Below are 14162 nucleotides of genomic sequence, written 5' to 3'. Positions count from 1 at the left end.
GGTCACCGCCCCCCGCCGAGCAACTGTCCGATCAACGATTTCTCCTGCTCCTGGCTCAGGCCGGTGGCGGTGAGCGGGTCGGTGAGAACGGGCACCGCCTGCGGTGCGGGCGCGTCCGGCGTCTCCGGCGCGCTCTTGCCGCCGCCCGGCGAGCCGAGGAGTTCGGACTGGACGGTCTGCAGTAAGGGCGACGGGGTGGCGACGAGCATCCCGCGGAAGTAGTGCGACACCGAGTCGTACCCGGTGCACGCCAGTCCCCAGCCGGTGATCATGGCGAGCAGCCCGTCGAGGTTGTCCGCGAGTTCCCGGCCGAGCGGGACCGCCGCCTCGGCCCCGGACCGGAGGTCGGCCATCTGCGGCTGCAGCGCCTTGACCAGCGGCGCGGCCTGATCCAGCAGGGCCTTCGCGTGGTCGAGCACGGGACGCGCGGCGGCCAGCGCCGGGTCGGCGGTGTCCGCGAACGCGGTCAGCTCGCGGGTGATCGCCGTCAGGTCGTCGGTGACGGGGCGGATGTCGGCGAGCACCGGCGTCATCTGCTGGGTCACGCCAGCTATCTCGCGCACCGCGGCCCGGGCGTGGTCGAGGAACCCGGGCAGTTCGGCCAGAGTTTCCCGCAACGCCTCGCGGTTCTGCGAGACCGTGGCGAGCGTCGCGGTGAACGACTGCACGAGCTGGTCGAGGTTGCGGCCCTGCCCGGCCGCGAGCGCGTCGGCGACGGGGCGGACCCGGTCGAGCAACTGAGTCAGGACCGCGTTCTGGTCGTCGAGCAGGGCGCCGAGCTCGCCGGTCCGCGTCATCGCCGGCTGCAGCGCCTTGAGCGCGGCGTCGATGTCGCCGGCCCGTCCGCCGGTGCCCTCGCCGAGGGTGGTCACCAGGGCCGCCAGTGCGGTGGAAGTGGGGTCGTCGAGCGAGTTGAGCACCTGGTCGAGGTCGACGGCCGCGCTGGTGCGGTCGGCGGTGATCACCGCATCACCGGGCAGCACCGGCGCCGACGGTGACCCAGGGTCGAGCTCGACGTAGCGCTCGCCCAGCAGGCTGACGGGTCGCACTGTGGCCCGCGCGTCCGAGTGCAACGGCAGGACGCCGGGATCGACGGACATGACGACGCGGGCCTGGCCGCGCTCGAGCGCGATGTCGGTGATCTCGCCGATCTTCATGCCGCGGAGGTTCACCGTGTTGCCCGGGATGAGCGGGGACGCGTCGGCGAACATCGCGACCACGGTCGCCTGGTCGTCGTCACCACCGCTCCACAAGGCGGCCCCGGTGGCCGCGACGGTGGCGACGACGGCCACCGTCGCGATGGTGCGGACGAGTCGTGACCTCATCGCATTCCCTCCCCGTGCGCGTCGGTCCACGGCTGCCCGCCCGCTTCACCGGGGAGCGGGTCCACCCGGCGCGTGAAGCCGGGGACCGAGCTGACCGGCAGGCCGTTGACACTGGTCGGCGACAGCACCAGGAGGCCGCGGATGTAGTGGCCGACGGAGTCGTAACCGGAGAACACCGAACCCCAGTTGGCCAGGAAGCCGGCCAGCTCCGGGCTGTAGGGCCGCCAGTACTTCAGCGTGGGCGCGAGCCCCTGGATCGCGGCGTTCAGGCCGGGCGCGGTGTTGTGCACGCTGTCGAGCAGCGCCGGGGTGTCGCCCAGCAGCGTGCTCGCGGCGTCCAGCGTCGGGCGCAGGTCCGCGATCGTCGGCCGCAGGTCGGTCAGCAACGGCCCGAGGTTCGCGGCGACCGAGGGCAGCTTCGCGGTCACCGGCCGGAGGTCGGTCAGGACCGGCTCGAGTGCGTCGGCGGCCGCGGGCAGCTTGTCCAGCCCGGTCCGCGCGTCCCTCAGTGTGGCGGGCAGCTGGCCGAGGGCGGTCGCGAGCTGTTCCTGCTGTCGTGCGGCTTGCCCGGCCAGTGTCGAGAGGTTCTGCACGGTGCCGCGCAGCCGGTCCTGCCGTTGGGTCAGGACCGCGGTCATATCACTGAGGTTGGTGACCAGTTCCCGGATCGCCGGGCCGTCGCGGCCGATCGCGCCGAGGACCTCGCCGAGTGCCTGCACGGTCGGCCCGGCGGTGCGCACGGTCGCGTTGACGTCCTGCTCGCGGCCGGCGAGCGTGTCCTGGAGCTGCCGCACGAGGCCGGTCAGGTGGGTGCGGGTCTGCGGGTCGAGCGCTTCCAGCAGGTCTTCGACGCTGACCTGGGGGCGAGCTTCGACCAGGCCGTCGTCCGGAACCGCCGGGTTGCCCGCCGGGCCGGGCTTCAACTCGATGTTGCGCTCCCCCAGCACCGACCGCGTCTCCACCCACGCGACGGTCCCGGTGTGCAGCGGGGCGTGCGCGGCGTCCAGCGACACCGTGACCACCGCCTGGTTGTCCTTGGCGGTGATCTCGCTGATCTGGCCGATGTCGACGCCGTTGGCCCGCACGGGAGCGCCGGGCACCAGCCCCGCGGCCGAGGGCATCACCAGGCGGACCCGGTACCCACCGTCTTCTTCGGACACGAGTGTCCAGGCCGCGGCGGCCGTGACGAGCAGCACCGCCACCGCCGCGACCGCGGCCAGCCTCTTCCCCCGCATCATCAGTCCATCCCGAGCGGGCCGGCCGAGTCACCGGCGAGGAACTGGCGCACGAACGGGTCGTCGGAGTTGAACGCCTCCTCGGTGGGCCCGTAGTGGATGAGCTTGCCCTTCCAGATCAGGCCGACGTAGTCGCTGACCTTCCGCGCGGTGCGGATGTCGTGGGTGACCAGCACGTAGGTGCCGCCGTGCTCGGCGTGCATCTGCAGGATCAGGTCGTTGAGCAGGCTGGTGCGCACCGGGTCCAAACCGGAGTCCGGCTCGTCGAAGAGCACCACCTCGGGGTTCATCACCAGTGCACGGGCGAACCCGGCGCGTTTGCGCATCCCGCCGGAGATCGAGCCGGGTTCCTTGTTCTTCGCCGCTTCCAGGCCGACCTCGCGCAACCGGTTCATCACGATCTCGGTGATCTCCGACTCCGGCAGGTCGGTGTGCTTGCGCAGCGGGAACGCGACGTTGTCGAACACGTCCATCGAGCCGAACAGCGCGCCGTCCTGGAACAGGACCCCGAACCGCTTCCGCAGTTCGTAGCGCTGTTCCTCGCTCGCCTTCCAGATGTCGTCACCGAACACCAGCACCTCGCCCGCGTCCGGTTCAAGCAGGCCGACGATGTGCTTGAGCAGCACGCTCTTGCCGGTGCCCGACGGCCCCAGCACCGTGGTGATCGCGTTGGCGGCGAAGCTCAGGTTGAGGCCGCGCAGGATGTCGAACGAGCCGAACGACTTGTAGACCTCGCGGATCTCCACGGTCGGCGCCGCGGGGACCGGCAGTGGCCGGATGGGCTGAGTCGTCGCGACTCCCCCGGGCTCGTTCCCGGCCGGATGCAACATCGGTTCCTCCGAAGGGTTCTTCACGTGGCGGGATCAGTTTCCGATGGGCGCGTTCGGGAAACCGCCCCAGAACAGCTGCTGGCAGATCATGCCGACCACGCTGATCAGCACCATGTTGACGAGCATCGATTTCGCGGTGTTCATCCCGACACCGACCGGGCCGCCGCGGGCGTTGAAGCCGTAGTAACACGCCACGAGGACGATCAGTGTGCCCGCGACCATCGTCCACAACAGACTGAAAAGCACATCGAGCGGGCTCTGGAACGCCCACAGCACCGCGGAGAAGCCGCCCTCGGACACCGTGCCGAGCACCGGCACCAGCATCAGGTATGACGCGATGTACATCAGGCCGAGTCCGACGAGGTAGAGGAACGGCATCGCGATCCAGGCCGCCACCACCCGCGTCCCCACCAGGTAGGGTTTGGGCCGGATGCCCATGACCTCCAGCGCGTCGATCTCCTCGGTTATGCGCATCGACCCCAGCTCCGCGACGATGCCGCAGCCGACCTTCGCCGCGAGGATCCAGCCCCACATCTCGGGAGCGCAGGTCCGCAGCCCGCCGAGCGCGGGAAACACCGCGACCAGCCCCTGGGCGCCGAACTGCCGGCTGATGTAGTGGCCCTCCACGGCGAACACCGCGCCGATCACGAACTCCATCGCCCAGATCACCAGGCCGCTGGAGAGCACCAGGATCCCGGCCTGGCGCAACACCTCGGAGAAGTACATCCGGGTCTTGCCGACACTGCCGAGCGCGCCGGCGGAGAACCGGACCACGTCGGAGGTGTTGGTCAGAAGACCGGCGAACCTGCCCGTCGGCCGGGCGTTGCGCACGCTCGTCATCGAACGCCCTTCCTCAGCGAACCGTCTGCATTTCCGGGTTGAGCCCGAGCATGATCGAGCTGAACGCGAAGTTCACCAGCCAGATCACCACGAACGAGATGACCACGGCCTGGTTGACCGCGCGGCCGACCCCAATCGCGCCGCCCTGCGCGGTGAACCCCTTGTAGGAGCACACAACGCCGATCACGAGGCCGAAGACGGCGCTCTTCACGAAACTCCCCCACACCTCGACCGGAGTGAGGTTCGCGTACAACGTGGAGAAGTACTCGCCTCCGGACACCCCGCCGAACACGATGATCCCGAACAGCCCGGACAGGATCGCGATCATGATCGCCACCAGGTTCAGCAGCGCGGTCATGAACACCGCGGACACCACCCGCGGCAGCACCAGCTCGCGCACCGGATCCATGCCGAGCACGCGCAGCGCGTCCAACTCCTCGCGCACCCGGCGGGCGCCGAGGTCCGCGGCCAGTGCGGCGCCGATGATCCCGGCGACCACCATCGAGTTGATCCACGGGGAGAACTCCCGGACACTGGCGATGAAGAAGTACTGGCCGTATCGGTTGTTCGCGCCGATCAGGGTGGTGAAGTTGATGCCCAGGATCGCGACCATCACGCCGAAGGTGAAGACCGCGAGGATCATCGGGAACCAGCAGAGCTTGAGCAGGGTGTACATCTCGTCGCGCACCGCCCGCCAGTAGCCGGCCGGGTGGCGGACCGCGCTCCAGACGACCTTGCCGAGCAACTGGGCCATCGCACCGGCCTGTTCGAGCGGACCGAACACCGCGGCCGGCAGCTTGCCAGCCACCGGCGGCTTCTCGAACACCGGCGCGGGCCCGGTGGGCAGCCCGGCGAGGACCGCCGCGGACCCCAGCCCCGATCCGGCGCCGTCCCCGCGCGGAGGCCGCCATTCGGAATTCGACATCATTGTCTCCCGTTCGACGGCGACACGTTCCCGGAAGGAGGCACGCTCGCCGGCCGCAGCGTCATCGCTTACCTATTGCCATTAGTTTAAACACAGCTGTGAACTTTCCGTCAAGTCCACTGTGGTCTGAGAAAGGAATTGCCCGGAGGGCGCGCGTCAGCTCGTGGCGAGCGCGCTGAGCTGCCGTCCCGCGCGGTGGTGCAGCGCCCGCACCGCGGTCTCCGAACGGCGCATCGCCGCGGCGGTCTCGGTGACCGACAGACCGTGCACGCGCCGCAGCAGGAGGCACTGTCGTTGTTCGACGGTCAGCAGCGCGATGCGCCGCGCCGCCTCGTCGAGTTCGATCGCCGCGAGCACGCGCTTCTCCGGCCCGTCCACCGGCGCCGCCCCCCACTCCGGCAACTCGGACGTGGGCATCTCCCGCCGCACCCGTCCGGACCGGCGGTGGTCCAGCGCCAGGTTGCGTGCGATGGTCAGCAACCAGGCGGCCAGATCCCGGCCCCGGTCGGACACCTGGTGGATCGCCTGCAGGGCGCGGACGAACGTCTCGCTCGTGAGGTCTTCGGCGGTCGCCGGGTCGAACTGCCTGCCGCGGAAGTAGCCGAGGAGCGCGGGCTGGTACCGCTGGTAGATCCGGTCGAAGGTCGCCACGTCGCCGGCCTGGACGGCGCGCACAAGGTCCCAGGAACCGTCGTCGCCCGGCACGTTACCGGACCTTCGGGTGCGTCGACGGGATGTCGGCGTACTCCTTGCGGATGGCGACCTTGGCGAGCTTCCCGCTGGGCAGCCGCGGCAACGGCTCGTCGCGGAACACCACGTACCGCGGGATCTTGTAGTCGGCCAGGAGACGGCCGCAGTCGGTGACGATCCGATGTGGATCGCGGTGGCCGCGGCTGACGACGATCGCCGCCGGTGTCTCGCCGAACTTCTCGTCGGCGGCGCTGATCACCGCGACCTCCTCGACATCGTCCAGCCCGGAGATCACCTGCTCGATCTCGATCGGCGAGATGTTGATGCCGCCCGAGATGATCAGGTCCTTGATCCGGTCGACGAACTTCAGTCTGCCGTCCTCGGTCGTCACGCCGAGATCGCCGCTGTGCAGCCAGCCCTCGCGCAGGGCCCGTGCCGTGTTCTCCGGATCCTGCCAGTACCCCGGTGTGACACCGGGCCCGCGGAGGATGATCTCGCCCGGCTCACCCGGCTCGCACGCCGAGCCGTCCTCCCGCACGACCTTGAACTCGGTGAAGATCGACCCGGTGCCGCAGGTGTCCGGATGCGCCGCCGCGTCGTCCACCCCGGTGCTGGTCGCGACCCCGCCCGCCTCCGTCATGCCGTAGATCTGGCGGAGCTTGACGCCCTTGCTCCCCCACGCCTCCAGCAACGGGACGGGCACCGCCGCGCCGCCGGTGAGCGCGGTCTTGAGCGACGACAGCTGGGCGGTCGCGAACTCCGGCGACTTCGCCATCGCGCCGAAGATGAGCGGCACGCCGAACAACGCGTCGATGCCGTGCTCGTCGATCAGCCGCACCGCGCGGCCCGGGTCGAACTCGCGCTCGACCACGATGGTCCCGCCCAGCACGAGCGTCATCGCCAGCCCCCACACCAGGCCGGGCGTGAAGGCGAGCGGCAGCACCAGGAGCGTGCGGGACCCGGGCCGCAGTCCGGCCTCGGTCAGCGACGCCTCGAAGACGATGCTCAGCAGGGTCCGGTTGGTGCATACGACCCCCTTCGACAGGCCGGTCGTGCCGCTGGTGAACAGGATCATGGCCGGGTCGTCCTCACCGATCTCCACGGCGTGGTCGTCGCCCGGGCCGTCCCGCATCGCCGCGACTTCCGCAAAGCCGGCGACCGGCAGCGGTGGTCCGGCCGCGGCCGCGTCCTCGGCGAGCGAACGCAGCTCGGGCGCGGCGATGATCAACACCGCCCCGGCGTCGTCGGTGATCTTGCGGATCTCGGCGGCCACCAGGCGCGGGTTGAGCGGGACCAGTACGGCACCCGCCTTCAGCACACCCACCGCGGTCGCACACCACTCCACCGAGTTGCCCCCGAGAACGCACACCCGGTCACCCGGCCGGACCCCCTGCGCTGCCAGCCATCGAGCCACCCGGCTCGTCCAGTCCTGCAGACCGCGGTAACCGACCTCGTCGTCCCCGACGCGCAGGGCGGCCTGCTGACCCTTGGTCCGCGCCCACCAGCGCAGCGCGGACACCACCGATGCGGACATGACACTCCTCGACACTGAGAACGGCAGGGGATCCGGAAGCGGTGGGTCAGAAGTCGATGACGCCGCGGATGTTGACTCCGGCGTGCATGTCCTCGTAACCCTGGTTGATCTCTTCGAGCGGGTACCGGCGGGTGACGAGCTCGTCGAGCTTGAGCTTGCCCGCCCGGTAAAGGTCGAGCAGGAACGGTGTGGCGGACGACGGGGACATCATGCCGTAGAGCGCGCCCTGGATGCGTTTCTGGAACATGGCCAGTTCGAACAGGCTCACCGGGATGGTGGTCTCGTCGATGTTGGCGACACCGGTGACCACGACCGTGCCGGCCTTGCGCACCGCGGCGAAGGCGTCGCCGACGTGCTCGGGCTTGACCACACCGACCGTCACGATGGCCGAGTCGGCTCCCTGGCCGAAGGTCAGCGACTGGGCCAGATCGGTCGCCTGCGTCATCGTCTCGACGGCGTCGGTCGCCCCAAGGCCCAGCGCGAACTCCCGCTTGAACGGGACGGTGTCCACCGCGATGACGCGGCTCGCGCCGGCGTGCGCGGCGCCCTGCACGGCGTTGATGCCGATGCCGCCGACCCCCATGACGATCACCACGTCGCCGGGCCGCACCTGGGCCGCGTTGACCGCCGAGCCCCAGCCCGTCGCGACACCGCAGCCGACCAGCGCGGCCTTGTCCAGCGGGATGTCCGGATCGATCTTCACCGCGCCCCACTCCGGCAGCACGCTGTACTCGCAGAAAGTGGACACGAGCGAACACTGCGCGACGTCGACACCGTTGTGGTGCAGGCGGAACGTCCCGTCGAGCTGGGTGCCCTGCATCATGAACGCGCCGTTGTCGCACAGGTTCTGCATCCCGGCCGCGCACCACCGGCACCGGCCGCAGCCGGGGATGAAAGCGGCGACGACGTGGTCGCCGACCTGCAGGTCGCGTACACCCGGCCCGACAGCCTCGACGATGCCGGCGCCCTCGTGCCCGCCGCAGTAGGGGTAGTGAGCCGAGGGCACGTCGCCCTTGGTCAGGTGGTCGTCGGAGTGGCACAGGCCCGCCGACACGTAGCGGACCAGCACCTCGTGGTCGCGGGGCTCGTCGACGTCGACCTCGACGACGTCCCACTTGCCCGGCGCTTCGAACAGAACGGCTGCCCTGGACTTCATCGTCTCACCGGCCCCTTCTACTCGAAGTCCACGCGCGTCATGGCGACGATGACGTGCTGGAAGGCGGACATGTTCTTCAGCAGCTGAGCCATCTTGCCGCGCACTCGCAGCTGCCCGCGGGTGAGCGCGACGGTCGGGTTGATCTTCTTCTCGAAGATTCCGCGCCACACGTCGCTGGAACCCGAGATCACGAAGTTCGCGTCTTCGACGTCCTGGGCCGAGGCGTCCCGGACCTGGACGACCCTGCCCTGGTCGAACTCCACGAAGAACGAGCCCTCGACGGGCGCCTCGTAGTTGTAGACCATCGTGTAGGAGAGCTTCTTGCCCTTCTCCGCCCACTCCGGGTCGTTGTTGAGTTCGTCGGCCATCGCCTGGTAGAAGTCGAGGGAACCGAACTTGACCGCCATGCTGATTCTCCGAATCTCCGTTGATGCGTTGAACGTCCGCTCAGACCGACTGGCCGAGCACGAGGGGAAGCCGCTCGACACCCTTGACCTGGCTCAGGTGGCGTTGCGGCGGGTCGGCGGGGTCGAGCCGGTAGTCGGGGAACCGCCGGTGCAGCTCCTCGAACGCGACGCGCAGCTCGATGCGCGCCAGGTGCGAGCCCAGGCACCGGTGCCGTCCGCCGCCGAACGCCAGGTGCGGGTTCGGTTCCCGGGTGAGGTCGACCTCGTCGGGGTTGTCGAACTTCTCCGGGTCGCGGTTGGCCGCGCCCAGCGGGATGAGGATCCGGTCGCCCGCGGTCAGCCGCACACCGCCGAGCTCGGTGTCCTGCTTGACCACCCGCGCCGGGGACACGGCGGACTCGTACCGCAGCATCTCCTCCACCGCGGAAGGCACCAGGTCCGGGTCGTCGACGAGCTGCCTGCGCCGGTCCGGGTGCTCGGCGAAGTAGATGACGCTGTGCGCGAGCTGGCCCTGCACGGTGTGCAGGCCGCCGATCATCATCACGAACAACGTGTTGAGGATTTCGAACTGGGTCAGCGGGCGGTCCCCGAACTTCCCGTTGACCAGCACGGAGGTGACGTCGTCCGGCCCGGACGACGGGTCCGCCATGCGGTCGTCGAGCATCTCGGCGAAGTAGGCGTAGACCTCCATCGCCGCGGCCATCCGCACCGCGGTGGCCTCCTCCTCCGACGCGCCCGGCTTGCCCAGCACAATGGTGTCGGTCCACTCGTGGAACTTCGCGGTGTCCGACATCGGCCAGCCCATCAGTGTCAAGAACACCTTGGTGGGCAACGGCTTCGCGAAGTCGGTGATGAAGTCGCACTTCTCCTTGCCCGCCATGCCGTCCAGCAGCTCGACGACGATCCGGCGGACGTCCGGCTCGATCGCGGCCATCCGCGTCGGCGAGAACAAGGGGGTCAGCAGCTGCCGGTAGGTCGTGTGGTCGGGAGGGTCCACCTCCAGCGGGATCATCGGGCCGTCCTGGCCGATGGTCGGCGGGATGTTCACGCACTCGCTGGAGAACACCTCCGGGTTCCGCACGATCTCGTGGATGTCGTCGTAGCGGGTGGCGACCCAGTGGCCGCCGTAGGCGCTGGAGTGCGCGACCGGGCACTTCGCGCGCAGCTCGGCGTAACGTTCGTAGACGTTATCGGCGTTCGCGGGATCGTGGATGTCGAAATCGGTCCGCAGTTCCTCGTCCGCGGCCGCCTTCGGGGTCGTGGTCATGGATCTCCTCTCCGGTTACGGTTGCGGGGACGTTCAGTCGACGACGACGGCACGTTCGGGGCAGTTGCGCACGGCGGCTGCCAGGGCGTTCTCCAGCCGCTCACCACCGGGCGTTCTGGTCACCACGGCGAAACCCTCGTCGTCGGGTTCGAATATCTCCGGAGCGACGGTGTAGCACCGGCCGTGCCCCGCGCACCGTTCCCGGTCGATCGCGATCCGCTGGTCGGCCACGGGCTCACTCCCAGTCACTGCCGACCGCACCGTACGGGCGCGCGTCGAGGTTGTCGTCCAACGCGGTGTAGAGGCTCTTCACCTTGGTGTAGGCGAACAGGCCGTCCGGCCCGAGTTCGGTCCCGACACCGCTCTGCTTCTTCCCCGCGAACGGGGTCCGCGCGACGTCGGCCTGCGCGACGTCGTTGATCCACACCAGCCCACCCTGCAACCGGGCGGCCACCGACCGCGCTCGCTCCAGGTCGGCCGACCAGACGGCGGCGGCCAGCCCGTACTGGGTGTCGTTCGCGATCCGGATCGCGTCGTCGACGTCGCGGTAACGCAGCACCGACAGCACCGGGCCGAAGATCTCGTCGGAGGCCGCCGGGTTGTCGTTGTCGAGGTCGACGAGGACGGTGGGCGCCACGTAGTGGCCACCGTCCGGAACCCCGGACGGCCGCTCGCCGCCGGTGAGCACCCGCGCGCCGCGCTCCACGGCCGCGGACACGTACTTCTCGACCTTCACCCGCTGCGCCTGGCTGACCACAGGGCCCACGTCGGTGGCGAAGTCCGCCGCGGGGCCTACCACCAGACGTTCCGAACGGGCGCGCAGGACCTCGAGGAACTCGTCGTACCTGCTGTCCGGGACCAGCATCCGCGTGGTCGCCACGCACGCCTGCCCGCCGTGCATCATGCTGCTGAACAGGGTTCCGCGCACGGCGAGCTCGACGTCGGCGTCCGGCAGGACCACGGCCGGCGACTTACCGCCCATCTCCAGGATCACGTCCTTGGCGGTGCCGGCCGCGGCGGCGAGCACACGCTTTCCGACGGCGGTGCTGCCGGTGAAGGTGATCAGGTCGACGCCCGGGCTGGCCACGAGCGCCTCACCGGCGACGCGGTCGCCGTGCACGACGTTGACCACCCCCGGCGGCAAGCCGACCTCCTCGGCCGCCCTGGCGAAGGCGTCGAGCCCGAACGGCGTCAGGGGCGATGGCTTGACCACCACGGTGTTGCCCGCGAGCAAGGCCGGCGCGATCTTCCAGACCGCGATGAACAACGGGAAGTTGTAGGGCGTGAAAGCTCCGACGACACCGACCGGTTCCCGGTGCAGTTCCCACTGGCCGAATCCCGGCGTCGACTGGATGGGATAGGGCACCGGCTTCTCCAACAGCGGCGCCATGTCCGCGAAATCGCGCAGGTGCGCCAGTGGCGCCCCGGCCTGCAACATCGGGCACATCCGCACGCTGCACCCGGTGTCGGCGACCAGCCCGTCGACGAGGTCGTCGAACCGCGCTTCCAGGGCCGAGGCCAGGTCGCGGAGTACCGTCGCCCGGTCCGCCGGGGTCATGCGCGCCCAGGGCCCGGTCTCGAACGCCTGGCGGGCGGCGGCGACGGCCGCGTCCACCTCGGCGGCGCCGCTGTCGGGGACGGATCCGGTCACCTCACCGGTGGAGGGGTCGTCGACCGGGAGGCGCGCCGCGTCGGAGCCGCGCCAGGAGCCGCCGATGAAGTTGCTGAAATTCGACATCAGGCTTTGCTGTCCTTCGTCTTCGTTGACCGACAGTGCTCAAAAAGCCGATTGCTGATAATGGGAAGCGCACCCACCGTCGCTCAACCTTATCACTTTAGGTTTATCGCGGTCAACCGCGGTCCACTTGGGACTTTCGCAGCGGAGAACCGGATCTCAGACCAGGTAGCAGACGTCGGAACGGTCGTGCTCGAAACTGAACTCACGGGCCACCGCCACTCCTGTCCGGTTGCCGGAATCCAGGTACAGCTCGACCTTCCCCGCCCCGCCGCGCCGGAGGTGGTCGAGGCCCGCCCCGAGCAACGCCCGTACCACGCCGCGGTCCCCGCTGCCCGCCACGGCGAGCGTGAGCACGACGCCGGTGGCGGTTCCCGGCGAGCCGTTCGCCGCGGGGCCGCTCAAGCGCACCACGCCACGGGGTTCGCCGGACTCGCCGACCGCCACCAGCGCGACGCTGCCGGGGAGCAGGTGCTCCCATCCGGCCGGACTGACCAGGCCCGTCGCCCCAGCCTCGATCCCCGCCACCCGGGCCGCCTCGGCGGCCGTCGCGGCCCGCACCGTGAGCGGGCCGGATGGCCACTCCGCGGCGGCGTCCAGCCTCCGCACCAGCGCCCACATCCGGGACACGGGCCGAGCGCCGAACCGCCGCGCCATCCGGTGCGCGGCGGGATGGTCGCCGTGCGCCCAGATGCGCAGTTCCCTGGCGGAGGTGCCGCACCAGTTCCCGGCCGACGAGCCGGGCAGGCCGATCTTTTCGAACACCGAGGTGGCCACGCCCAGGGATCGGAACCTCGGCCGCACCACGAACTGCACGGCACCGACGCCTTCGTCCACGTCCACGCGCAGGTAGGCCGCCAGCGGCCAGACCCGCTCGCCCTCACCGGGCTGGATCCGCACGAGCAGCTCGTGCCCCCGTGTCTCCCCCGGCGGGGTGACCGTGGAGAACCCGGCCTCCTCGTCGTACTCCGCCGCCTCGGCGACCAGCTCCCGCACCTCCCACGCCTCGTCCGCGTCGAGAGCCTGCCGCCAGGTGCAGGTGATCACGAGCTCTCCTCGACCAGGCGCCGCGTCTCACGGTGGAACAGGTGGTTGGCGACCTCGTTGCGGCCGAGCACCATCGGGCCCGCGCTCGCGCTGGCCATGCCCACCTGCGACGCGCGCAGGAGCGGGAAGTCCTCGCGATGCAGCACCGCCAGCAGGATCTCCCAGTTCTTGTCCCAGAGCTTCTGCCACCGCTCGGGGTCCATCCCGCTGCGCTCCACCGGCGGCACGATCAGCCGCATCTCCATGCGCGACCAGTCCGGCCGGCTGGGATCGGGCCGGAAGGTCAGCAGCTGGAAGTGATCGGGTTGCCGGAGCAGTGTGCAGTTCGGTCCGACGAAGTGCGTCTCGGTGACGTGCGCGGCGAGGCTGGTCTCGCCCGGGTCGTCCTCGATCCACTTGTCGATCGTCTTGCGAGGCGCGACGAACCGGCAGTGCCTGCCGAAGTCCTCGAAGGTCATCACGTTGGTGTGGATGTGTTTGGCCGCGCTGTTCGGGTGGGCGTACTGGATGTGGTAGCCGTCCAGGAAGGCGTCTTGCATGATCTTCCAGTTGACCGGCTCGTCGAACCCCTCGGCGCGCACGCATTGCAGACCGTCCAGGTCGTATCCGGCCAGGATCGCGTCCATCTCCGGGCCCAGCCAGGCGGCGACGTCGATTTTGGCGTCCGCCGAGTCGACCATCCAGATGAACCCGTGGCGTTCCTCGGTGGGCAGTTCGACGAGCCCGTACTTCGACCGGTCGACCTCGCCGAAGGTGTTGTCCCGGGTGATCGCCCGCAGCGAGCCGTCCAGGTCGTAGGACCAGCGGTGGTAGCCGCAGGAGAACAGGCGGCACCGGCCGGACTCCTGCTCCTCCAGCAGAGCGCCCCGGTGGCGGCACAGGTTGACGAAGCCGCGCACACTGCCGTCCTTCTGACGGACGATCAGGACGTTGTTGAGCGGCATCCGGAGCGTGATGAAGTCGTTCGGCTTCGGCACCTCCGACGAATGCGCGACGATCGAGGGCACCCGGCCGAAGATCCGCTCCCGCTCGCGGCGAGCCACTTCGGGGTCAGTGAACTCGCGCGCCTCGAACCCGGCGACGTCGTCCCACTGGTCCGTGGTCCCTTCTCGCAGGTGGTGCAACGCTCGACGGATCCGGTCCTCCCGGTCGGTCTCCACCTGGTTCATGT

The 14162-nt window shown here is 69.7% G+C and carries 14 protein-coding genes; all 14 read right to left on the bottom strand.

The window, feature by feature from the left end; translation table 11 throughout:
* Positions 1-2 precede the first annotated feature (2 nt).
* The 14 genes from AMETH_RS16090 to AMETH_RS16025 all read right to left on the bottom strand — a co-directional run bounded on the left by AMETH_RS16090 (position 3) and on the right by AMETH_RS16025 (position 14160).
* A complete protein-coding gene (locus AMETH_RS16090; RefSeq protein WP_017982131.1) occupies positions 3-1325 on the bottom strand; it encodes an MlaD family protein in 1323 nt (440 codons plus the stop codon).
* Entirely contained in the window at positions 1322-2563 is a 1242-nt protein-coding gene (locus AMETH_RS16085) for an MlaD family protein (protein ID WP_017982130.1), read from the bottom strand. The genes AMETH_RS16090 and AMETH_RS16085 overlap by 4 nt, the downstream gene beginning before the upstream one ends.
* Complete coding sequence (locus AMETH_RS16080; protein ID WP_038532161.1) at positions 2563-3390, bottom strand: ABC transporter ATP-binding protein; 828 nt, start codon at positions 3388-3390, stop codon at positions 2563-2565. Before AMETH_RS16080 ends, AMETH_RS16085 begins: the two co-directional genes overlap by 1 nt.
* A gap of 33 nt (positions 3391-3423) precedes the next feature.
* Complete coding sequence (locus AMETH_RS16075) at positions 3424-4230, bottom strand: ABC transporter permease (protein ID WP_017982128.1); 807 nt, start codon at positions 4228-4230, stop codon at positions 3424-3426.
* Between the two features lie 13 nt (positions 4231-4243).
* Positions 4244-5155, bottom strand: a complete 912-nt coding sequence (locus tag AMETH_RS16070; protein ID WP_017982127.1) for an MlaE family ABC transporter permease — start codon at positions 5153-5155, stop codon at positions 4244-4246.
* 156 nt (positions 5156-5311) lie between these two features.
* Positions 5312-5860, bottom strand: a complete 549-nt coding sequence (locus AMETH_RS16065; protein WP_017982126.1) for an RNA polymerase sigma factor — start codon at positions 5858-5860, stop codon at positions 5312-5314.
* 1 nt (position 5861) lies between these two features.
* Complete coding sequence (locus tag AMETH_RS16060; protein WP_017982125.1) at positions 5862-7379, bottom strand: class I adenylate-forming enzyme family protein; 1518 nt, start codon at positions 7377-7379, stop codon at positions 5862-5864.
* Positions 7380-7425: 46 nt separating this feature from the next.
* Complete coding sequence (locus AMETH_RS16055; RefSeq protein ID WP_017982124.1) at positions 7426-8535, bottom strand: NDMA-dependent alcohol dehydrogenase; 1110 nt, start codon at positions 8533-8535, stop codon at positions 7426-7428.
* Positions 8536-8552: 17 nt separating this feature from the next.
* A complete protein-coding gene (locus AMETH_RS16050) occupies positions 8553-8942 on the bottom strand; it encodes an SCP2 sterol-binding domain-containing protein (RefSeq protein ID WP_017982123.1) in 390 nt (129 codons plus the stop codon).
* Between the two features lie 40 nt (positions 8943-8982).
* Positions 8983-10209 (bottom strand): cytochrome P450, encoded by a 1227-nt coding sequence (locus tag AMETH_RS16045; protein WP_017982122.1) that lies wholly within the window; start codon positions 10207-10209, stop codon positions 8983-8985.
* A gap of 33 nt (positions 10210-10242) precedes the next feature.
* Entirely contained in the window at positions 10243-10440 is a 198-nt protein-coding gene (locus AMETH_RS16040) for a ferredoxin (RefSeq protein WP_017982121.1), read from the bottom strand.
* 4 nt (positions 10441-10444) lie between these two features.
* Positions 10445-11947, bottom strand: coding sequence for an aldehyde dehydrogenase family protein (locus tag AMETH_RS16035; RefSeq protein ID WP_017982120.1), 1503 nt, complete (start codon positions 11945-11947; stop codon positions 10445-10447).
* A gap of 156 nt (positions 11948-12103) precedes the next feature.
* A complete protein-coding gene (locus tag AMETH_RS35790; RefSeq protein WP_017982119.1) occupies positions 12104-12991 on the bottom strand; it encodes a GNAT family N-acetyltransferase in 888 nt (295 codons plus the stop codon).
* Positions 12988-14160: an aromatic ring-hydroxylating oxygenase subunit alpha gene (locus AMETH_RS16025; RefSeq protein WP_017982118.1), complete on the bottom strand. Its 1173-nt coding sequence runs from the start codon at positions 14158-14160 to the stop codon at positions 12988-12990. The genes AMETH_RS35790 and AMETH_RS16025 overlap by 4 nt, the downstream gene beginning before the upstream one ends.
* Positions 14161-14162: the final 2 nt, after the last annotated feature.

Source organism: Amycolatopsis methanolica 239 (genome assembly GCF_000739085.1).
GTDB classification, from domain to species: Bacteria; Actinomycetota; Actinomycetes; order Mycobacteriales; family Pseudonocardiaceae; genus Amycolatopsis_E; species Amycolatopsis_E methanolica.
The sequence above is the reverse complement of the archived record's forward strand: the minus strand, read 5'-3'. Positions and strand labels throughout refer to the sequence as shown.